Below are 21,912 nucleotides of genomic sequence, written 5' to 3' on the forward strand. Positions count from 1 at the left end.
CTCTTCTTGTTCTTGACATAATTCTGCTAATTTAAGGTTTTTAATCCTATCTTAAATTCACACAAAAAGTTGTACGTTTTTTGGGGAGCAGCATATAGAATGCTATCATTATACTTTCTGGATATTTCCATCAATATCTTTTCGCCTTCGAAAAAATCAAAACTTTTATTGATTTTAGCAATGTAAACCTGTTGCGCTTTGGTACTAACCAAATAACTTTTAGCAATTCCGTCGCTTTCATGATACTCAGGTTGATGGTTAAAAAATTGTAAATCAAAATTGGCTTCTAACTCCCTGTTTATTCTATCTAGCAAATTTAGGTTAAAAGCCGCTGTAATTCCTTGGCTATCATTGTAAGCAGGAAGCACTATGGAGGCCGGTTTAATTAAATCCACTCCTAAAAATAACTTATCCTTTTTTTGTAAATTATCACTTAATTTCGACAAAAAATCAGTAGCAACGTCATCAGACATATTTCCAATATTCGATCCTAAAAACAGAATCACTTTTGGATGCTTATTTTCTTTTAATAATTCTAAAACCTCAAAATAATCACCGTGTTTTTTCTGTATTGATAGGCTAGGTAATTCCTTGTTTAGATCCACTTTTAAGTTGTCTAGAGCGCTTTGCGAAATATCTACTGGCATGTAATCGAACCTATAGTTTAATCGGTCTAGTTCTCTCAAAAGTTCTTTAGTTTTTAAACCATCTCCCGCGCCAAGTTCTATTAGGTCAAAATAGATATCAGGGTCGAGTTGCAAAGCTTTTATAATTGCGTAGGTTTGCGTTTTAAAAATTTCATGCTCCGCTCGTGTTACATAGTACTCTGGTAAATTCATGATTTTTACAAATAGAGCATCTCCTGATTTATCATAAAAATATTTTGAAGGCAAGAATTTTTCTACAGTGCTTAATCCGTGATCAACTTCTTTTTTAAGTTGGTCAATCATAGTACTAGTATTTTCTATTTTGTTCATAGTGTTTGTCTCTTTCATCTGGTTTTGATATCAATTTTTAAAAATGAGAAATGCTTAAAGTATAAACTCAAGACTTGTATCTATCACTGAGCGCTTTTTTCTTTACAATAGTATTTTTAAAAAACATAAAAATGATATAGCCATATAAAAAGCTAAAAGGCAGAGCCATAATGACCAATAAATTGCTAATCCCATTAAGTAATTCACTGGTTCCAATAGCGGTAAGTCCAAGTGCGGTGGCTGTAATTATAAATCCCCATCCCAGTTTATGCTTTTTAGAAGGATTTTCGTTTCCATTATCGCTGAACATTCCTAATACGAATATGGCCGAATCAACAGAATTTATTATGGAAATAAGCACCAATAATCCAGCGATAAAAAAGGTAATATAATGAAATGGAAAATGCTCTAAAAAAACAAATAATGAACTGAAAACATCATTAAATTGTGTATTGTCATCTGTGGTAATTATATCGAAAGCCGCATTTGCAAATACGGAAAACCATATTACGGTAGCTAGTGTTGGAATAAAAATAGTGGTGATTAAAAACTCTTTTATTGTTCTACCTTTAGATATTCTAGCGATAAAAATTCCAGTGAATGGAACCCAAGCTAACCAAAAAGCCCAATAAAAAACGGTCCATTCTTGTGTAAAGCTCGGGGCAGTTTTATAGCTTCCAAATGACAAGCTCATTTCGAAAAAATGAATTACATAATTATAAAAAGCTAAAGCAGTTTGATACAAAAAAGTGTTAAAATTCAGAAAAAAACCAATAAACAGCATAAGTATAATTGAAAATGTAAAATCGAAATCAGCTAAAAATTTGATCACCTTGTTTATTCCTGTCAATGCCGAATAGGTTGCCACGATTCCGATAAAAACAACCATTAACAATAAAAAATTAGTTCCATAAGTGACTTTAAAAGCATATTCAATGCCATTCACAACTTGTGCAGTTCCTAATCCTAATGAAGCTATAACACCCGTTATTGTAATTAAAACAATAAATAGTGTAGCTATGAATTTTATCATTTTACTTTTAGTGTAAGGCACAATGGCATCTAATAAATTTGGGACTTTTTTTACATAAAGATTGTAAGCCACAATCAATCCAAATAAACTGTACATGGCCCACGGTGTAAAACCCCAATGAAAAAAAGTGTATTGTAAAGCCGTGACCTTATTATTAGCGGTGGCAACAGGAGGATTGTTGAGATAGTATGCTGGCTCCTGAACTGCTCGTAACAACAATCCCGAACCCATGCCAGTACTATATAAAAGAGCAACCCAACTGAAATAAGAAAAAGCGGGTTTTTCATCTCCTAAACGCTGCTTGCGCAAAGGCAGAAACAAAATAACCACAGCTGCAATAACGGTGATCAAGCCAACCCATAAATAATACGTGCCAAAGACAGTTAATAAATTTTGGTTTACCTTATTCAACACTTGCGTTAAAAATGCTGGTGCAAATAAACCAGTCAGAAAGAAAAAAAAACTAAAAATTGACCCATAAAATAATAAGCTACTGGGTCGAATATAACCATACAATTTTGTAATCAAAATATTATTCTTTAGTGGTTGGTTGTAGGTCTTCTAGCATAGTAGGTATTAATTCGCTAACGGTAGGATGAATGTGAATTGCATCTCTAAAAATCGTATAAGGTTGTTTTGCATACATCAAATTTGTAATTCCACTGATGATTTCGTCACCACCAACACCTAAAACGCAAGCTCCTAAAAACTGATTTGTTTTAGCATCAATAATCGCCTCCATAAACCCTTTTGTCTCTCCTTTTTCTTTGGCGCGACCTATTTTATCCATTGGCCTTCGCCCAATTAAAATAGAGAAACCTTTCTCCGTAGCTTCGGCTTTTGTCATCCCTACTCTTGCTAATGGTGGATCAATAAACAATCCGTACGTAGTAATTCTGTCACTAATTTTTCTTTTTTTAGCTCCAAGGATGTACTCCTCTACAATTTGGAAATCATTGTAAGAGGTATGCGTAAACGCACCTTTTCCGTTACAGTCGCCTATCGCAAAAATACCTGCTGTGTTCGTTTTGCAATAATCATCTACGGTAATATATCCTTCCTCATCATACATAATCGAGGTGTTTTCTAACTGTAATGTATCGGTATTTGGTGCCCGACCTACAGCTAGCAGTAAATGAGTACCCGTAATTTCTTTATCGCCTCCATTTATTTCTACTAGAATTTCAGTACCACCCTGCGTCACATTTATTTCTTCCGCATTGAACTCTATTGCTATATCGTCCTCTTGTAAAATTGTGGCAATTGCGTCGCTTACATTTTCATCTTCCTTACTAATAAGTCGATCCCCGCTTTCAATAATTGTAACTTTGCTGCCAAAACGCTTGAACATTTGACCAAATTCCAATCCAATATAGCTGCCGCCAATAATTATTAAATGCTCAGGTAATTTTGCTAGCTCTAAAATATCGACATTGGTTAAATAATCTACCTTCGAAAACTCTTTGGGAATAATTGCTCTTGCTCCCACATTTATAAAGATTTGTTTTGCAGTAATTTTATCATCGTTAATCGCAATTTTATAATTAGAAATAAAATGAGCTTCACCTCTAAAAAGAGTAATCTTATCATTGCTGGAAATACTTTTCTCAATTCCTTCTCGGGAACCTTTTACTAAAATATCTTTTCGAGCTTTTATTTTCTCCAGATTAGCTTTTGCACCAGCTGGAATATCGATTCCCATCTCTTCACCATGCAAGCTATCCCACATTCTGCGTGCGCTGGCCACATACGCTTTTGTAGGAACGCAGCCATTGTTGACACAAGTTCCACCTAAAAAACTTTTTTCAATAAGTGCTACCGTTCCTTTTTTTGATAGGCTAAATGCCAAAGGTACTCCCGCTTGCCCGCTGCCGATAATTACAAAATCAAACTTTTTCATCTGCATTATAAATTAAAAATCTATTTTTCAACCGAAACGTTTTTCCAGAATGCTACATGATTCTTTATTTCCTTAGCCGCATCTTTAGGATTTTTATAAAACCAAGCCGCGTTTTCACTAATTTCATCATTAACTTTTACAGTGTAATAAGAAGCTTCTCCTTTCCATGGGCAAGTTGAACGATGAGTCGTTTCAGTAAAATAATCCATATTGATGCTTTCCAAAGGGAAATAATTATTTCCTTCTACAACTACTATTTTGTCACTTTGCGCGATCACTGTTTTATTAAATATTGCTTTCATATGTAGATAATATTTGTTTTTTATTGGAATATGGAATTCGCATATCATCATCGGTATTTGCAACCAAATCTATGTCATGCTCATTTCATACTATTGGTTTTTAATTATTTTGCTAATCGTAAACCGCCAAATTGCCAACGCATATCTGGAGGAAAAAAGTTGCGATATGTTTTTCGACTATGTCCCTCAGGAGTTGCTACCGATCCACCTCGAAGAATCATTTGATTGACCATAAACTTACCGTTGTATTCTCCTAGCGCGCCGGGTGATTTACTGAATCCTGGATAAGCTAAGTAGGCACTATTTGTCCATTCCCAAAGTTGCCCCCAATGGAATTTATCACTTGCAATTTCCCACTCAAATTCGGTTGGTAAACGGCAGCCTTTCCATTCGCTATAGGCAAAAGCTTCATAGAAACTAATATGCATCACCGGCAAATCAAGAACTACTTTCTCTAAACCATTCAAAGTATAATTCCACCATTCACCATGGATTTTGTACCAGTATAACGGCGCTTCAATTTTATTGCTATTTATCCAACTCCAGCCGTCATCATGCCAAAAATTGAAATTTTTATAGCCTCCAGCCAAAATAAAATCTAAATATTCTTGATTGGTAACTAGCGTATTACTAATTTCAAAATCATTTACATATACTTTATGACTCTCTAACTCATTATCAAAACAAAAACCCTGTTCTTGATGCCCTATTTCATATAAACCAGCGTTAATCTTTATAAAATCAGCTGCTTGAGTTTCAACTTTAGTTTTAAAACTATCTTGATATACGGGAAAAGTAGGTTGGTTTCCTAGAATATATTTAATGTCGTAAACCAAAAGTTCTTGATGTTGTTCCTCATGATTGATACCAAGTTCGATAATAGCTAAAATCTCTTTCTTTGGATTTGTATTTAAAAAAGCGGCCACAGCATCAGTGACATACTTTCTATAGTTATAAACTGCTGCAACCGAAGGCCTAGACATTAAACCCCGCGCAGGACGCAAAACACGTTTACCGACATTATTATAATAGCTGTTGAATAAAAAATGAAAATCCTCATTGTAAAGAACATAGTTTTCGACGTATTTTGTCAACACAAATTCTTCCCAAAACCAAGTAGTATGCGCTAAATGCCACTTTGGCGGAGATACAAATTCACTCGCTTGAAGCGAATAATCCTCGATAAATAAAGGTTTGCAAAGCTGTTCTGAAATTTGTCTTATTCTTAAAAAACAATCAATCATAAGATCCCATATTACATATTAACTTAATTAGATGTAAGTTAACACAATAAGTCTCCTTTAAAATTACATTTTTAAAAGTATTATTTATATAATTACGATTTAATTTCCTGACTAATTAACTCTGAAAAGGTGTATAAATTTTGTTTTTAGGAATTTTGGTAAGCGAAGATTTTAAAATAATGAAGAACATGTATTTGATTAATTTAGTGCCTGTAAAAATTTGATTATACTTTTAAAGCTACTGAGAAATAGCAATACAATTTATAGAGGTAAAAGAACATGTTTAAACGCAAAAAAACCTTTTTAAAAAAGGATTTAAACAGCAAAATAATAACTGAAGTTTATTATAATTTTAATCTAAAAAGCCACGAATTCACTAATTAAATTAATAATTAAGGAATTCGTGGCTTGCTAGCTATAGTTTTTAAGAACTATACTTTATCTTTTAAAGCTTCCGCATTAATATCGCTGTGCGAAACGGTATAAATAGCTTTTCCATCCTTAATCAAAAGCAATTGTGGAGATTGATGTGTCACCCCAAAACGACTCGATATTTCATTGGAAATATCACGATAGGCAATTAAATCTAGAAAATAAGGCGTAACTTTATCTGATAAATCAAATTCCTTTTCAAATTGCTTCAACGCCATTCTGCTCACACTACAACGCGTACTGTGTTTAAAAATAGCTACCGCTTTTTCATTCGAAATGGCACTAATTTCATTCAGTTGCCCTAAATCAGTTAGTTCTTTCCAGTCGATTTTTTTTTCATTTGAATCGTTGTCATCTGAACTATTAAAAATATTTTTAAAGAAACTCATAATTGTCTTGTTTTAAGACATTTTGACTTTAAAACATGATAAAAATCATGAAATTTCCGTCAATTTGTCTGTATTATTGTATTGGACTATAAATTGAATGTTGGATTGCAAAGTTAGACAAATAACATAAACAATATAAAGTGATGAACATAAATAAATTCACGATCAAATCTCAGGAGGCCATTCAGCTTTCGCAACAATTGGCACAAAGTCAAGGACAACAACAAATAGAAAACGAACATATTTTCAAGGCAATTTTTGAAGTCGATGAAAATGTCGCACCTTTTATTTTGAAAAAGCTCAACGTCAATGTTCCCTTATTTCTCCAAATATTGGATAGTACGATACAGAGTTTCCCCAAAGTTTCTGGTGGCGAAATAATGCTTTCTAGAACAGCAAACACCACGCTAAATGAGGCGGAAATTATTGCTAAAAAAATGAACGATGAATTCGTTTCGATAGAGCATTTAATTTTAGCCATTTTTGATTCTAAAACTAAGGCTGCCCAAATCCTAAAAGACCAAGGCGTGACCGGAAAAGGGTTGAAAGCTGCTATCGAAGAATTGCGAAAAGGAGAACGGGTAACTTCTGCCTCTGCCGAAGAAACCTACAATTCATTAAATAAATACGCCAAAAACCTCAACGAACTCGCACGCTCAGGGAAATTAGATCCCGTTATTGGTCGGGATGAAGAAATTAGACGAGTCCTACAAATTCTAACCCGTAGAACCAAAAATAACCCTATGCTTGTGGGCGAACCTGGAGTGGGGAAAACTGCCATTGCAGAGGGATTAGCACACAGAATTGTTGACGGAGATGTTCCTGATAATTTAAAAGATAAAATTGTGTATTCCCTTGATATGGGTGCACTAATTGCTGGTGCAAAATACAAAGGAGAATTTGAAGAACGTTTAAAAGCGGTGGTAAAAGAAGTGACCTCTGCCGAAGGAGATATTGTTTTATTCATCGACGAAATCCACACGCTAGTAGGCGCTGGCGGTGGCGAAGGCGCTATGGATGCCGCTAATATTTTGAAACCCGCCTTGGCTCGTGGCGAATTACGTGCTATTGGTGCCACAACATTGGACGAATACCAAAAATATTTTGAAAAAGACAAAGCACTCGAAAGACGATTCCAAAAAATAGTTGTCGAAGAACCAGATACCGAAAGTGCTATCTCGATCTTACGAGGTATCAAAGAAAAATACGAAACCCATCATAAAGTCCAAATAAAAGATGATGCTATTATTGCGGCTGTCGAATTATCGCAACGGTACATTACGAATCGTTTTCTTCCTGATAAAGCAATTGATTTGATGGATGAAGCAGCCTCAAAACTGCGCATGGAAATCAATTCTAAACCCGAAGAACTGGATGTTTTGGATCGGAAAATCATGCAATTAGAAATTGAGATCGAAGCTATTAAACGAGAAAAAGACGAAAGTAAACTCAAAATTTTAGGAATGGATTTGGCAAATCTCAAAGAAGATCGGAACGAAATTTACGCCAAATGGAAATCTGAGAAAGATGTCGTCGATAACATCCAAGGAGTTAAAACTGAAATTGAAGATTTTAAATACGAAGCAGAACGTGCAGAACGCGAAGGCGATTATGGTAAGGTAGCCGAAATTCGATACGGAAAAATAAAAGAAGCACAAGAAAGATTAGACGTTCTTGTAAAACAATTGCAAGAAAACCAGTCAGGAACATCCTTGATTAAAGAAGAAGTTACCCGCGAAGATATCGCCGAAGTGGTGGCTAAATGGACCGGAATTCCCGTGATGAAAATGCTTCAAGGAGAACGTGAAAAGCTATTGAAACTGGAGGATGAATTGCATTTCAGAGTCGTAGGTCAAGAAGAAGCTATTGAAGCCGTGAGTGATGCCGTTCGAAGAAGCCGAGCCGGATTACAGGACATGAAAAAACCAGTAGGAACATTCCTTTTCTTAGGCACAACTGGGGTTGGAAAAACGGAATTGGCAAAAGCCTTAGCCGAATATTTATTTGATGATGAAAATGCCATGACACGTATTGATATGAGTGAATACCAAGAACGCCACAGTGTGAGCCGTTTAGTTGGTGCGCCTCCAGGATATGTGGGTTATGATGAAGGCGGACAATTGACTGAAGCCGTACGTAGAAAACCCTATTCAGTGATTTTGCTTGATGAGATTGAAAAAGCGCATCCTGATACGTTCAATATCTTGTTACAAGTATTAGACGAAGGCCGTTTGACAGACAATAAAGGCCGACTCGCCGATTTTAAAAATACGATTATCATTATGACTTCTAACATGGGAAGTCAGATTATTCAAGATAAATTTGATAATTTAAAGGGAGGTGTGGAAGCCGCAACAGAAGCCGCAAAAATCGAAGTGTTGGCATTATTGAAACAAACCGTACGACCTGAATTTATCAATCGAATCGATGAAATTGTCATGTTCACGCCACTTACCACGCTAAATATTGCAAAAATTGTGGGACTCCAACTCAAAAGTGTCACCAAAATGCTAGCACTTCAAGGCATTACTATGGACGCCACTCCAGAAGCCATCGCTTATTTGTCAGAGAAAGGATATGATCCGCAATTTGGTGCTAGACCAGTGAAAAGAGTCATTCAAAGAGAGGTGCTCAATGAATTATCAAAGGAAATTCTATCTGGTAAAATAACCACGGAAAGCATCGTTTTGATTGATGCCTTTGATGGGAAATTAGTATTTAGAAATCAAACGGAATTACTTTCTTAAAAATCTAGAAATATTTAAGCTTATGAAAACCAGTCGAAAGGCTGGTTTTTTTTATGACCAACTTCTTCTGGAAAAAACTGACTAATTCAATTGCTGTTTTTTAATTAGCCCAAAAAAACTACGTAAAAACGCATTACAATTAATTTACAAATTCACAAGTTGGAAAATGCAGAATTGGAAAATTACACGAATTAGCTATAAAACAGAGTTAGTTTGCTTTTTTATGCAAGCTAAGTGCTAGTTCAATTTTTTCTTTGCTGCTGATACAAACTTTCGGATTCAGTTTAATGGCAATAAAACGTACGCTACCGTCGTCCAAAACCTCCTGAGTTACCTCCGCTTCGTCTGTATAGAAAACGACATCAATATCGTTTTGGCCGCAAACATATAAGTGAGACATCATGTGACAGGAAACTACACTACTTAATAAAAGATCTTCAGCATTGTACAAATTAGGATCGCCTTTGAAAGCTTTGGCAGCCGAGACAAGCAGAAAAGCCTTGCTAGCAATTGATATGGAATGACTTTTAGAATAGGTCGACTCCTGATTTTTAGAAAAATCCAGTTTAATTTGGCTTTAAAAATGTGTTTGAACCACATAATTATTTTTATTTCAAAAGTAACTAAAAACGGAACGATTAAAAAAGAAAGGTTTTGAGTGAACCGAAACTAAAATTTCTCCATTTTATAAATAGAGTAATTAAAAAAAGTTTTAGATTCGCAGGAATAAACAAGCAAAGCGCTAGAACAAAATTTTTTCCATAAAAAAATAGTTCACCGCAGTTACTAAAACAATAAAAATGGCATCAGGTTTTTTCGCATTATTAGATGATATCGCTGCAATGATGGATGATGTTGCAGTTATGAGTAAGATTGCAGCAAAAAAAACAGCTGGAATTCTAGGCGATGATTTAGCTGTAAATGCAGAGAAAGCTTCAGGATTTATGTCCTCTAGAGAACTACCCGTTCTTTGGGCAATAGCAAAAGGCTCATTCCTTAATAAAGTAATCATTTTGCCCATTGCCTTTCTTCTAAGTGCATTTTTGCCTCTTGCCGTAATTATAATCTTAGTCCTTGGCGGACTTTATTTAGCTTATGAAGGCGCCGAAAAAATATACGAATTCTTCTTTCCACATGCCCATTTGAAACCTGAAATTTCATTAGAGCCGTTAACAGAAGAGCAAATTTTAGCATTCGAAAAAGAAAAAATAAAGTCAGCCATCGTAACTGATTTTATTTTGTCCGTAGAAATAGTAATTATTGCGTTAGGAACTGTCATTGGCAAACCCATTTCATCTCAAATAGTGGTAGTTTCCATCATTGCGATAATAGCAACTGTAGGAGTTTATGGCATTGTAGCGCTTATTGTACGAATGGATGAAGTTGGTTTAAAACTAATGCAAGTGAGCTCCAAGGAGAATAGTTTTACTAAAACGATAGGAAATTTAATGGTACAAGCGTTACCTAAAGTGATCAAAAGTTTATCGGTTATAGGTACTATTGCCCTATTATTAGTAGCAGGAGGTATATTTGTACATAACATCGATTTTTTACATCATATTTTACCTCAAATACCTTCTATTATAACCGAATTTATAATCGGGCTCGTAATTGGATTTCTTGTTTTGGGAATCGTAAACGTGTTCAAAAAGATTTTTAGTAAAAAGTAAGTCGCACAAAAAAACACGTTCTACGAAGCGCAGTACTTTGTGAACAGTATCTAAACACCAGTCTAACAGCTGGTGTTTTTTTTTTAGAAATACTTTAATTCGCTTTTACTTTACCTGCCTGTATAGTTAGGACAGCCAAAACATTTTTTATCTAGGTTAAACTGATAGGTTAACGATAATTCATAAATACCACCCGTTTTTCCAATTTTAGAAGTATTTAAATCATAAGAGATTCCTAATCGCAGATGATCGTATTGCAAGCCGGTAAAAAGGTTAACCGATGTTAACAAATGGCTATTGATTCCATTTTTAGCAGGGTTCGTTACAGCAGTAGCACCAAAAAACATTTTCTCGAATAAGATCGATGTTCCTATATCCAAGCGATTATAACGAGCTTGTTGCATATAATTAGCAGTTACAAACATTTTAGTCGCATATGGAAAGAATTGAACATCGATATAATTAGCCAATAAAAATTCATACCCAGTGCTTAAAGAGAAAAAGGTGTTCAACGGTATATTACCATCTTGAGTGAAGGAAATATTTGGTTTATTTAAGTGCTTCATAGACAGGCCAATCCACATATTTTCAGTATTAAAAACCATCCCTGCTGTAGCATCAAAAAAGCTAACTTTATCGTTTAACAAAAGTGGATCTATAGAGCTGGTATTTATAATCCCTGATCTAATATTAATCTGATCTTCCAATAGTAAATTTTGAAATGCAAATGATTTAAGCCCAAACCCAACTTCTACAGCAGGTCTAAATTCCCAATCATCACTTATTCTTACTCGGTATGCATAATTCGCATTGACTTGCGAAAAATTATAATTAGTAACATTTTCTCTTTGATTTAAAACACTGATACCAAAACCACTATTCATACTTTCGTTCCAAGTATTGATAAAAGCATAGTCTGTAGTAATTTTTAAATCTAAATCCGGCCACTGTTCTCGATGGATTATACCGGTGTAGGTGGTTTCCATGAAGCCTGAAAAACCTGGATTTAAGGTTTCAGGAATTAGAAAATATTGCGTAAAAACGGGATCTTGCGCTCTTAATGTGGAGTAAAAGAAACACAAAATAAGTATGATAAATAGTTTAATCTTCATTAGTGGATTCGTTACTTTTATTTAATTAATGTGAAAGCACCATCTTCGATTATGGTGTGGTTGTAAAATGTTTTGGCGCTAAGTTTAAAAAAGTAATTCCCATTTTCAGCATCTAAATCATTAACCTTCCCGTTCCATCCTTTTATAGTTTGCCCAGTTTCGCTGTAGATGACACTTCCCCAAGAGTCATAAACCGCTAAAGTCATTTCTATAAACCCCAAAAATACAGGAGCAAATGAATCGTTTGTACCGTCATTATTAGGCGTAAATGCATTTGGCATTATTAGGCTGTACCCCTTTTCAACATTCACTGTAGCCGTATGTACATATTGACAGCCAAAAGGATACGTAACCGTTTGCTTAATAGTGTAAGTTCCGACTCTAGTATAAATATGTTTTGGATTTTCCTCGTCGGAAAAATTACCATCACCAAAATCCCATGAAATTTTTGTAAAATCTCCCGTGGCTAGGTTGGTGAATAGTATCGGATCAAAAATTGAATACAAACCATAAACATCATTTCCGTACGAACTAGTTTCGAAATTAGCTATACCTAGAACTGGTGTAGCTACATTATAGGTACTATTTGCAGTGCAACCAAAGCTATCCGTGACAGTAAAAATAATCAAGCCATTATTATTTGTGTTCATTATTTCATTGTTCACTCCGGTAACTACACCATCAGACCAGCTTAATTGGTATGGAGGAACACCTCCTTTGACATTTCCTATAAATGTTTCTTTCACATATTTCGTAGCACAATCAAAATCAGTACGCACTTCAATGGTAGGTGTCAATTGTTCGAATCGAATAATCTTCCAAGATTGCAATTTTTTACAACCCTTGGCATCCGTTACCGTTACGGTGTAATTTTCAGGTGGAAGATTCTGTAAATCCTCGGTTGTAGCACCATTAGACCAAGAATATGTAAATGGAGGCGCGCCGCCAGTTACAACCAAATTGATTGCTCCAGTATTCGCGTCCAAACAACTTAAAGGATTTGAAACATCAGCTCGTAATTCTATTATTAAAGGTTCAACAATGAGGAAAGTTTCTTTAATTTTACAAAATTTACCATCTGTAATGGTTACAGTATATTTTCCGGGTCCTATGTTATTTCGATCTATACCAGCGGTTGGATCATCTTCCCAAACTAAAGTAACAGGCGCTTTCCCTCCAATAAGATTCAATCGAATGTAAGCGTCTTTTGCTCCAAAACATGAAATCTGCTTTACAGTTGGATTTATCGTAAAAACCGGCGCATTGCCAATGGTTATAATAAAAGCTTTTTCACAGTTTAATGCGTCTGTAATTGTGATGGTATATGTACCCGCTGATAAATTATTTTGAACACGTCCCGTACCTAAATTACTCCATTTTATTTGGTACGGATTGCCTGTTGCAAAAGGAATTCCTCCTGTAATATTGGTAATCGTAATCGAAGCATTTGCATCATTGTAACAAGCTATCTCTGTTTTTGAAAACTCTAACCGTATTTCATTATTTTGAAGTAAAATTACTTGCAAGTTATCTGTACAGCCAGAATTATCTGTAACTGTTAAATTATAAGTTCCGGCTGCTACATTGCGTAAATTCTGATTTGTATTGCTGTATCCATTTGGTCCCGACCAATTGTATCTATAATCAAAAGCACCAGGTGCAACTTCTGTAGCTCTACCGCCTGTTGTAACTATATTAATTTCACCAGTAAAATCACCATAACACAAAATATTCACTTGACTTACAAGTTCTACCTCTAACAAAGGTGGCTCAATAATTGTAAAAATTTCGGACAAGGTGTCACAATTGTTCGCTTCCGTAATGGTTACTTTGTACGTTCCTGGAGACAAATTACTAAGATCCTCAGTTGTGGCAAGAGGGTTTCCATTTCTAGTCCATACAAAGGCATAAGGCAGAGTTCCACCCGTAGTTGTTAATGAAACCTTTCCATCATTTAATCCAAAACAAGATATATCATTTTTAAATCCAGAAAAACTAAATTTATCTGGTTCTCTAACCGTGTAACTTCTTGTAAAAGGACAAGTACCATTATCAATAACTCTTAGATTATAAATACCTGGTTTCAGACCAGAAATAGCTTGATTCGTACTAGTAAAGCCATTAGGTCCAGTCCATGAAAAAAGATAGGATGGCCCTGTTACAAAAAGGATACCGCCGGCTACAGCAATACTGATGGCACCATCATCAGACCCAAAACAAGTTGCGTTTTTAATGGTTTCAGCCACATTTATCAATGGATTGACCGTTACTGTAACCGTAAAATTAGGCCCAGAACAGCTCCCTGCGATAGGTGAAACGGTATACGTTACTGTTGCTGGATTATTCGTAGTGTTGATTAATGTTTGACCAATGCTCGTTGTAGGTGATGCTTGTGAAGATACACCACTTACCGAACCTGAAGGATTCACAACAGGGTTTGACCAAGTGTAAGTAGTATTGGATGGAACATTATCAGTGCCATTAGTAGTAGGCCGAATTAGAAATGATCCACCGCTACAAATTTCGGCTGATTTTGGTGATATGATAGGAGACAATACCGTATTTACCGAGAAATTTCTCGTTTGAGTTGTCGTTCCACAGCTATTAGAAACACTAAAAATAGCTTGATAATTTCCACTTACAGCATAATTAATGGATCCTGGATTGAGTAAGGTCGAGGACGATGGCGTTCCACCTGGAAAACTCCATAGATAAGTCAGTTCAGAACTTGGAGCACAACTTTCTACCACTGTGCCTACAGGATTAATTGTTGCCGAATTACAAAAATCTGATATGGGATTTAAAGTAGTAACTGGCTTTTTCTTAACCTCAATTATTTCCGTTTTATATTGGTCGATTCCACAGGAATTTCGGCTTCTTAATCTAAGATAATACGTCCCAGGCGTAACAAAATTGATCACTGGATTTTTTGAAAAGGAACCGGTACCATTTGTAAAAAACCATTGCTCAGGTCTTTTACCACAAAAGCCTTCAAAATAATTAGTGATTTCCCAATAATAACTTTCCGTACCACAACTTTGTCGCGTATCCGTGGTATTGGTGATCTGTACATCTGTTCCTGCACACGCTCTTGCAAAAGTAAAAGTCGGTTGTAAAATAGGTTCTACACAAATTGTTCTGGTAACCGTTCTTCCTATACCACAAGGTGTTTCTGCAAACAATGAAATCGTATACGTCCCCGGTGTTGTGTATACATGACTAGGATTGACCTGTCTTGAAACTGGAGTTCCATCACCAAAATTCCAAGTGTACACATTAAAAGTGCTACAGTCATTAGTATATCCTGCAATCGTATTATTATTAAAAAAAACTGACGTATTGGCACAAGCAATATTAGTAACGCTAAAATCTACAATAGGCACATCTAAAATAATGATTGGACCAGCAGTTAGGAAAGTACTACCACAGGATGTGGTTATGGTTAGTCCAACAGTGTTGCCAGAGGGACAGTTGAAGCGTGTGAAAGTATGCGGAATAGGAAAGTTTTGGGAGGCAGACGGATTGATCCTATTATAATAAACAGAGGCTTCTAGTTGGGCTTGAGTATAATTTCGAATGGTGCCATCTCCATAATTAACGGTATAATTCGTATCTGAAGGATTGAGTGCCCACGAACCTATAGCAAAATCCATTGGAGCAACTGGAATACAAAAATTAGTAGTATTTCCCGGAGCGATGAGTGCTCCTATTGGATTATTTGAGTTTTTAACTACATACGTGATTGAATTAGTACAGCCGTTAGTACCTACAGCTGTTATAACCATATTAAATGATCCTAAACGCATATAGGTATGCATTCTGGGAAAGGTAACATTTGTTTCAACAGTCCCATCTCCCCATTCTATATTATAGGAGGCAATACATGAAATTGAACTGGAAGAATTCCCTACATTAATTGTATATCTAGGATCCGAATTATTATCCCCACATTTTTCGAAAGGAGCACCTGTGCCTGAGGATGGATTTAAATTTACAAATTTCAAATCTGGCTTTTGCTTTACCAAAACAACTTTTGTAAGGGACGTACTCACGCCGTTGCGATCAGTAACAGTTAGTTTTACATTGAAATTTTGAGTTCCACAACCAACAGCTGTAAAAATATGAGTGGGATTAGCAACAGTAGATACACCTCCATCTCCAAAATCCCATTGGTAAGTATAAGGAGCATCGCCACTTATACTTGAAGTAAATATTATTGGAGTACCAGAACAACTACCATCATTATTATAAACAAAAGTAACAACAGGCGCTACTAATTCAATTTTATAATTTGTAGAGTGTATTTTTTTGTCATGGCTTGTATCACCTGTTTTACTATTTGCAAAAACCGAAACAGCCACTAATAAAAAAAAGATATGTGCTAGAAGATAAAGATTCCTCATGTAATAAAATTCGTAAATTATGGCGCAAAAGTATCTGTTTTTTTTTGAACTTATAAAGATTTCAATTCATATTATTTTGTTTTTTTTCATAATACATATCTTATAAGTGAAAAACATAGCAATACACACGCAATTATCCACATAACGTTACAATAAACCCATTAAACAAACCTGTTTCAATCTAAATTCTATTTTTCTGAGTAGCTGATAACTTTATCGCTATTTTCAATTGACAATATTTTCAATTCTTTATAAAAATTAAATGAGTGAACCCACGTACCCAAACAAAAAATCAAACTACACACTATAAATTAAATATTGACAGCCAATTAATTATAAATAATATTGCTCTGTGTTTTTGGAGCAGAAGGCTATTTTTACAGAACAATACCACTCCTGCTATTCACTCTATCTTTATGTCCTTAAAGAAAAGACATAAAGGATGCCGTTACTATCAGGTCTATCAATACCATCAAATTTTCATTAGAACAATTACCCATCCTCCAACCTAGAGCATTCACATTCAATAAGGAACAATTGCATCCGTATTTTAAAACCAAACCAGATTAACGCTCTGTTGCCCATTTCAATTACGCCTTACATTTAAGTGAGAACGCTACCTCCTAGCTAAATAGAATATTAAAAAAAGAACAGATTTAAAACTACAAATTCAAACTACAAAGTATACCAAAACTCTTCATTAAATTAAAATTCATTTAATGATTTGTAAAGAATTATTTATATATTCGTTAAAGAATTTAGTCTGAAATTAAGCCGACTTTTACAAACATAATAAGGCAGATAAGTCTGATACTTTAGAGCTGTAAATAAGTTGTCTGTTATCTTAGAATAACAGACAGCCTAAGGGAAAATAAATTAAAATGAGAAAGCTATTCGTCCTTTTTAATCTAATATTATTTGTGAATTTTTATGGAAATTGCCAAACTAAAAATTTAAAACCAAAAGAAATCGTAAAGTCCGAATTTGGAAATATTTTAGATAGTTTAAAAGTAAAAGGTTCCATTTTAATTTATGATGTAAAAAATAAAACGTATTATTCTAACGACTTTGAATGGTCAAAAACAGGAGTAATTCCAGCATCAACGTTCAAAATTCCAAATTCAATTATTGCTTTAGAATCTGGAATAATTAAAAACGATTCTACAATTTTTAAATGGAACGGAGATAAGCGTAGATTTAAAAAATGGGAAGAAGATTTGACTTTCAAAAAAGCATTTCAAGTTTCTTGCGTTCCTTGTTATCAAGAAATCGCAAGAAAGATAGGTGTAAAAAGAATGAAATCGTACTTGAAAAAATTAAGTTATGATGGAATGATTTTCGATACTTTAACAATTGATAATTTTTGGCTAGAAGGAAAATCAATATTTTCTCAGATGCAACAAATTGACTTTTTAGAAAGATTATATTTCTCACAATTACCGATTTCAAAAAGAACCGAAAAAATAATGAGAGACATAATGCAGCTTGAGAAAACGGAAAATTATATTTTAAGCGGAAAAACCGGCTGGGGAATGAGAAATGGAATGAATAATGGCTGGTTAGTTGGGTATTTAGAAACGAATAATTCTGTTTATTTTTTCGCAACAAATGTGGAAAAGCAAGAAACAAACATGGAAGAATTTCCAATTATTCGCTTAAATTCGACCAAAGAAGCATTAAAAAAATTAAAACTAATTAAATAGCAAAGATGAATGGGCAACCGTCGTTTTGGTTTAAGTTGTGTCTCAAAAACATTACCTTTCCGAATCGTATTTTTCGTTTAACTTAATCTAGCGATTACCTAGAATAGACCATCTCAAAATGATCGAATTCCAGTACTAATTTATCCTAATTTTGTAGCCGTTACAATAGTTTAAAGCCAACATAAAATTATAAATTAATTTTGAAACCGAATTAAACAAGCAGTATATAAGTGAAGACCAGAACTCACTATAAAATAACGGGGCAACACCTGAAAAGCCAAAAGAGTAAGAAAATTTAAAAAAAACTAAAATGATAAATTTATCCGTGATTGCACAACTCATTGTCGCTATTTCTGTTATTATTGTATGGGTATTCCGCTTTGATAATATTGTAAAAGAATTTAAGCAATATGGGCTGAGTGATTTGACACGAACCCTTGTTGGAGCAACGAAAATAGCATTGGCAACTTTGCTTATTACAGGTATCTGGTATCCTTCGCTCGTGTTAATTCCAGCACTTTTAATGGCTTTCTTGATGTTGAGCGCGCAATATTTTCACTTTAAAGTAAATAATCCTTGGCAAAAGCGCATACCATCTTTGTTTCTGATGCTACTAAGTCTGTATATTGCTGCCGTAACCCTTAATTTAATTGCCTAATGCGTTTACTAGTAGTTTTAATTCTTTTTTCGAGTCTCTCTTTCTTAGTCTATGGAATCGCTTATTTTACAAACCCAAAAATGAAAAGTGAATTTGTCCGCTTTGGATTGAGTAAATTTGGAACGCTTACTGCAGTTTTAGAGATTGTGGGAGCTTTAGGTTTACTAATTGGCTTACTATACGACTCTATTTTACTGCTCTCCGCCGGAGGTTTAGCTTTATTGATGTTTTTGGGAGTAATTGTAAGACTAAAAATTAAAGACGGTTTGTGGGCGTCATCTCCTGCTTTATTTTATTTTGGGCTAAACTTATATATCTTTATTGAAACACTAAAAATATTCTAGAATTAAGGTACGTAGTAGTTGGATAGGAAAAACAATAATCAATAATACAAAAAAACCAGCCTGATATAGACTGGTTTTTTTGTACTTGCAAAAATTAATTACAAAAGTTCTTTTTTATAGTTCCGTAAAAATAGAGGCATCAAAATTTGATTTAACAATCACATTTTTTGGTCCTACATCTTCATTAGGTCTGTCAAAAGACAGTAAAATAGTACCCGTTTTTTGATAATTATTCCAAGGTTTTAAGAACTTTGGCTCCGTATCATTAAAGTTTTTATAGTAGGCCCATTGCGTAATTAAATGCTCTTTTTTATCTACATACAACCAGTATTTATTTTCAGGGGTTACACCAACTGCATTAAAGGTAAGTTGCAAAATATCTACCGTTTTACCATCTGGTAATTGATCAGTTTTTATATATTTTAGTTGTACTCCTGGATCTTGTAATTTCCAAGGCATCACCAACCAATACGAATCATTGATCCACCAGTTTTTAGCTTTTACTAGTAGCTCTTGGGTCTTGGCATCATCATTCACAAGTACTCCATTCTCATAGGCCTTGCCTTTTAAAGTGTTTATGTTTACTAAAACCACTTGCTTTGCTGCTGGGTTCTCAATGCGAACATCTCCAGTCCATTTGTCCCAAAATATTTTTCTGTTCACAAAATCCCATTGAATGAAATGGGTCGCATTGTAGTTTTTGATACCGCCCATGGCCGTAAGCATTTCTTGCACAATTAAATTTGCCTTTTCATCCTTTGTCTGAGCAAATACGGCAGTACTGCTAAAAAGGACTGTAATAATAAGTACAGCTGCTTTATAAATAGTTTTCATAATCCTGTATTTAAATGATTCTAAGAAACAAAAATAGTCACTTTTATTCCTCTTTTGAATTGAATTCCCATTATTTAAACTTATCACTTCATTATATGTAGTTATTGCTGCTGCTTTTTTTGAAATATTCCCTAACTATTATTCTTATCTTAGCATGCAAACAAGACACAAGAAATAAATATATAATGCAAACAATACTAGGAGCAAACGGGATAATAGGAGAAGGATTGGCCCGTGAGCTGCGGAAAAATTATACGCCTCACATTAAACTAGTGGGCCGCAATCCCCAAAAAGTAGATCCAAATGATGAACTTTTTAGAGCAGACCTAATGGATTCAGAAAGTGTTGTAAAAGCGCTAGAAAATACTGATATAGCTTACCTAACCGTGGGGTTGCCGTACGATTCCCAAATTTGGCTTCGAGATTGGGTTATTGTAATGCAAAATGTAATCAACGCCTGTAGAAAGAATCATTGCAAACTTGTCTATTTTGACAACACCTATGCCTATCCGCAAGACAGCAAAATCCAAACGGAAAATACTCCTTTAACCTCAAATGGAGAAAAAGGAAAGGGAAAGAAACTAGCAGCTGAACTGCTTTTAAAAGCTATTGCAAACAAGGAAATTGAAGCCGTAATTTGTAGAGCTCCAGAGTTTTATGGTTCCGGTATAACCAAAGGACTGACCAACAGTTTAATTTTCGAAAATCTAAAAAAAGGCAAAGAGCCCAAAGTATTCTTAAAAGATAATGTCTTACGTACTCTTATCTTTACTCCAGATGCCAGTAAAGCCATGGCCCTAATTGGTAATACGGCTGCTGCTTTTGGGGAAACCTGGCACTTGCCCTGCGACGACAATAGGTTAACCTACAAGCAATTTATCGCCGAAATAGAACATCAATTAGGACGACAAGTAAAATACAAGGTGTTGCCTTGGCTCGTCTTAAAAATTGGTTCATTTTTTGACAAAAACCTTAAAGAAACACAGGAATTACTTCCTCGTTATGCGATTGATAACATCTTTGAGTCTTCAAAATTTAAAACTACATTTCCCGATTTTAAAGTAACAACATACGCAGAAGGAATTAAAATAATCATCAACGACTATAAGATAAAGTAGCGCTTTTTCTGATTTGATTCCTTAAATTCAGTCTCCTTCTCTTTTAAATAAATTTGTCATAACCATTTGATACACTACTTATTCTTGATTCAGCATTTCTCTAAATCCAAGACTTCTACTAAAAAAGAAGAAAAAGCTAGGAATAAAAAATAAGCTGACAAAGCAACTGTTATACACTAAATACTTATCCTAATTGAATGACCACTTTTCACTATAAAGGTATAAGTATTTAATCAAGACTCGATAATCTAACTCACTTTCTCAAGTGCTTTGCCTATCAAAGTTTCTCCTTTAATAATTTCAAAAGTAGCCTTACTAGCTATGGTATCATCTAATGTTAGTACCAAAGTTTGCGCCACATCTTCCCGACTAATTTCGCCATGTTTATTTAACTTTCCTTCCAGCTCAATGGTAGTTAAAGCAGCTTCATTAGTTAGAGAACCAGGTCTGACAATACTAAAATCTAAACCACTTGTTTTTAAATATTCATCGGCGTTGTGCTTTGCTTTTAAATATTCTTGCAATTGAGTCGCTTCCTCCGGTTTGTCAGCTCCCATAGAACTCAACATTACAAACTTCCTAATGTTTGCTTTTTTGGAGGCATCAATTAGTTTTTTTGCTCCTTCTTGATCTACTCCAAGAACATTTTTCCCGGCAGAGCCAGCAGCGAAAACTACTTTATCAATCGGTCGATTGAAAACAGAAGAAAGATCACCTTCTAAGTCACCCAAAACAGTTTCAATGTTTTGAGCTTTAAAATAAGCTTGTTGCTTTTCTTTTCTAACCATGGCTATGGGACGAAAATTGTTGGATTCATTTAAAATAGCCACTATTTTTTTTCCTGTGGTGCCATTTGCACCTGCTACTAATATATTTTCCATACCTAAAAGTAAGCAAACCATGCAGTTTACCCAAACCTAATTTACTGTTTAACTTTAGATTAGTACTTATTAACTATGCTGCTCCCCAAAAAACGTACAACTTTTTGTGTGAATTTAAGATAGGATTAAAAACCTTAAATTAGCAGAATTATGTCAAGAACAAGA

General features: G+C 34.6%; 16 protein-coding genes and 1 pseudogene. 6 read left to right on the forward strand and 11 right to left on the reverse strand.

All coding sequences use genetic code 11. From position 1 onward, the window contains the following. Nucleotides 1-26: 26 nt before the first annotated feature. From BUC11_RS14970 to ytxJ, 6 genes are all read right to left on the reverse strand, one after another. Nucleotides 27-977, reverse strand: a complete 951-nt coding sequence (locus BUC11_RS14970; RefSeq protein ID WP_245793927.1) for an L-histidine N(alpha)-methyltransferase — start codon at nucleotides 975-977, stop codon at nucleotides 27-29. 67 nt (nucleotides 978-1,044) lie between these two features. Next, entirely contained in the window at nucleotides 1,045-2,538 is a 1,494-nt protein-coding gene (locus BUC11_RS14975) for a BCCT family transporter (protein WP_175547766.1), read from the reverse strand. A 4-nt stretch (nucleotides 2,539-2,542) separates the two neighbouring features. Then, entirely contained in the window at nucleotides 2,543-3,910 is a 1,368-nt protein-coding gene (locus tag BUC11_RS14980) for a mercuric reductase (RefSeq protein WP_073355367.1), read from the reverse strand. 20 nt (nucleotides 3,911-3,930) lie between these two features. After that, a complete protein-coding gene (locus BUC11_RS14985) occupies nucleotides 3,931-4,212 on the reverse strand; it encodes a DUF427 domain-containing protein (RefSeq protein WP_073355390.1) in 282 nt (93 codons plus the stop codon). A 104-nt stretch (nucleotides 4,213-4,316) separates the two neighbouring features. After that, nucleotides 4,317-5,456 (reverse strand): ergothioneine biosynthesis protein EgtB, encoded by a 1,140-nt coding sequence (gene egtB / locus BUC11_RS14990; RefSeq protein WP_073355369.1) that lies wholly within the window; start codon nucleotides 5,454-5,456, stop codon nucleotides 4,317-4,319. A 431-nt stretch (nucleotides 5,457-5,887) separates the two neighbouring features. Further along, on the reverse strand, nucleotides 5,888-6,277 hold the full coding sequence (ytxJ, locus tag BUC11_RS14995) for a bacillithiol system redox-active protein YtxJ (RefSeq protein ID WP_073355370.1): 390 nt from the start codon (nucleotides 6,275-6,277) through the stop codon (nucleotides 5,888-5,890). A 143-nt stretch (nucleotides 6,278-6,420) separates the two neighbouring features. Here ytxJ and clpB point away from each other — a divergent pair, with 143 nt between their 5' ends. Beyond that, entirely contained in the window at nucleotides 6,421-9,024 is a 2,604-nt protein-coding gene (gene clpB, locus BUC11_RS15000; protein WP_073355372.1) for an ATP-dependent chaperone ClpB, read from the forward strand. Between the two features lie 139 nt (nucleotides 9,025-9,163). On the opposite strand, the pseudogene BUC11_RS15005 reads toward clpB, so the two are convergent. Further along, nucleotides 9,164-9,624, reverse strand: a pseudogene (locus BUC11_RS15005) (OsmC family protein). 200 nt (nucleotides 9,625-9,824) lie between these two features. On the opposite strand from BUC11_RS15005, the gene BUC11_RS15010 reads away from it, so the two are divergent. Next, nucleotides 9,825-10,694 (forward strand): DUF808 domain-containing protein, encoded by an 870-nt coding sequence (locus BUC11_RS15010; RefSeq protein ID WP_073355374.1) that lies wholly within the window; start codon nucleotides 9,825-9,827, stop codon nucleotides 10,692-10,694. A 110-nt stretch (nucleotides 10,695-10,804) separates the two neighbouring features. On the opposite strand, the gene BUC11_RS15015 is transcribed toward BUC11_RS15010, so the two are convergent. Continuing rightward, a complete protein-coding gene (locus BUC11_RS15015) occupies nucleotides 10,805-11,806 on the reverse strand; it encodes a PorP/SprF family type IX secretion system membrane protein (RefSeq protein ID WP_073355376.1) in 1,002 nt (333 codons plus the stop codon). Between the two features lie 17 nt (nucleotides 11,807-11,823). After that, complete coding sequence (locus BUC11_RS15020; protein WP_073355377.1) at nucleotides 11,824-16,209, reverse strand: PKD domain-containing protein; 4,386 nt, start codon at nucleotides 16,207-16,209, stop codon at nucleotides 11,824-11,826. A gap of 881 nt (nucleotides 16,210-17,090) precedes the next feature. Here BUC11_RS15020 and blaOXA point away from each other — a divergent pair. The 3 genes from blaOXA to BUC11_RS15035 all read left to right on the forward strand — a co-directional run bounded on the left by blaOXA (nucleotide 17,091) and on the right by BUC11_RS15035 (nucleotide 18,914). Next, complete coding sequence (gene blaOXA, locus BUC11_RS15025; protein WP_073355379.1) at nucleotides 17,091-17,912, forward strand: class D beta-lactamase; 822 nt, start codon at nucleotides 17,091-17,093, stop codon at nucleotides 17,910-17,912. 310 nt (nucleotides 17,913-18,222) lie between these two features. Then, a complete protein-coding gene (locus tag BUC11_RS15030; RefSeq protein WP_073355381.1) occupies nucleotides 18,223-18,570 on the forward strand; it encodes a DoxX family protein in 348 nt (115 codons plus the stop codon). After that, nucleotides 18,570-18,914: a DoxX family protein gene (locus BUC11_RS15035; RefSeq protein ID WP_073355382.1), complete on the forward strand. Its 345-nt coding sequence runs from the start codon at nucleotides 18,570-18,572 to the stop codon at nucleotides 18,912-18,914. The genes BUC11_RS15030 and BUC11_RS15035 overlap by 1 nt, the downstream gene beginning before the upstream one ends. A 114-nt stretch (nucleotides 18,915-19,028) precedes the next feature. On the opposite strand, the gene BUC11_RS15040 is transcribed toward BUC11_RS15035, so the two are convergent. After that, complete coding sequence (locus tag BUC11_RS15040; RefSeq protein WP_073355384.1) at nucleotides 19,029-19,748, reverse strand: hypothetical protein; 720 nt, start codon at nucleotides 19,746-19,748, stop codon at nucleotides 19,029-19,031. A gap of 185 nt (nucleotides 19,749-19,933) precedes the next feature. On the opposite strand from BUC11_RS15040, the gene BUC11_RS15045 reads away from it, so the two are divergent. Beyond that, on the forward strand, nucleotides 19,934-20,866 hold the full coding sequence (locus BUC11_RS15045) for an NAD-dependent epimerase/dehydratase family protein (protein ID WP_073355385.1): 933 nt from the start codon (nucleotides 19,934-19,936) through the stop codon (nucleotides 20,864-20,866). A 248-nt stretch (nucleotides 20,867-21,114) separates the two neighbouring features. Here the strand turns inward: BUC11_RS15045 and BUC11_RS15050 are convergent, their stop codons facing one another. Next, nucleotides 21,115-21,747, reverse strand: a complete 633-nt coding sequence (locus BUC11_RS15050) for an SDR family oxidoreductase (RefSeq protein WP_073355387.1) — start codon at nucleotides 21,745-21,747, stop codon at nucleotides 21,115-21,117. Between the last annotated feature and the right edge of the window lie 165 nt (nucleotides 21,748-21,912).

It is taken from the genome of Flavobacterium xanthum (assembly GCF_900142695.1).
GTDB lineage: Bacteria > Bacteroidota > Bacteroidia > Flavobacteriales > Flavobacteriaceae > Flavobacterium > Flavobacterium xanthum.

What these genes read in the sequence shown, in the direction of transcription:
- BUC11_RS14970 (WP_245793927.1), bottom strand. Translation starts at nt 977, where the DNA reads ATGAACAAAATAGAAAATACTAGTACTATGATTGACCAACTTAAAAAA.
- BUC11_RS14980 (WP_073355367.1), bottom strand. Translation starts at nt 3,910, where the DNA reads ATGAAAAAGTTTGATTTTGTAATTATCGGCAGCGGGCAAGCGGGAGTA.
- BUC11_RS14985 (WP_073355390.1), bottom strand. Translation starts at nt 4,212, where the DNA reads ATGAAAGCAATATTTAATAAAACAGTGATCGCGCAAAGTGACAAAATA.
- egtB (WP_073355369.1), bottom strand. Translation starts at nt 5,456, where the DNA reads ATGATTGATTGTTTTTTAAGAATAAGACAAATTTCAGAACAGCTTTGC.
- ytxJ (WP_073355370.1), bottom strand. Translation starts at nt 6,277, where the DNA reads ATGAGTTTCTTTAAAAATATTTTTAATAGTTCAGATGACAACGATTCA.
- clpB (WP_073355372.1), top strand. Translation starts at nt 6,421, where the DNA reads ATGAACATAAATAAATTCACGATCAAATCTCAGGAGGCCATTCAGCTT.
- BUC11_RS15010 (WP_073355374.1), top strand. Translation starts at nt 9,825, where the DNA reads ATGGCATCAGGTTTTTTCGCATTATTAGATGATATCGCTGCAATGATG.
- BUC11_RS15015 (WP_073355376.1), bottom strand. Translation starts at nt 11,806, where the DNA reads ATGAAGATTAAACTATTTATCATACTTATTTTGTGTTTCTTTTACTCC.
- BUC11_RS15020 (WP_073355377.1), bottom strand. Translation starts at nt 16,209, where the DNA reads ATGAGGAATCTTTATCTTCTAGCACATATCTTTTTTTTATTAGTGGCT.
- blaOXA (WP_073355379.1), top strand. Translation starts at nt 17,091, where the DNA reads ATGAGAAAGCTATTCGTCCTTTTTAATCTAATATTATTTGTGAATTTT.
- BUC11_RS15030 (WP_073355381.1), top strand. Translation starts at nt 18,223, where the DNA reads ATGATAAATTTATCCGTGATTGCACAACTCATTGTCGCTATTTCTGTT.
- BUC11_RS15035 (WP_073355382.1), top strand. Translation starts at nt 18,570, where the DNA reads ATGCGTTTACTAGTAGTTTTAATTCTTTTTTCGAGTCTCTCTTTCTTA.
- BUC11_RS15040 (WP_073355384.1), bottom strand. Translation starts at nt 19,748, where the DNA reads ATGAAAACTATTTATAAAGCAGCTGTACTTATTATTACAGTCCTTTTT.
- BUC11_RS15045 (WP_073355385.1), top strand. Translation starts at nt 19,934, where the DNA reads ATGCAAACAATACTAGGAGCAAACGGGATAATAGGAGAAGGATTGGCC.
- BUC11_RS15050 (WP_073355387.1), bottom strand. Translation starts at nt 21,747, where the DNA reads ATGGAAAATATATTAGTAGCAGGTGCAAATGGCACCACAGGAAAAAAA.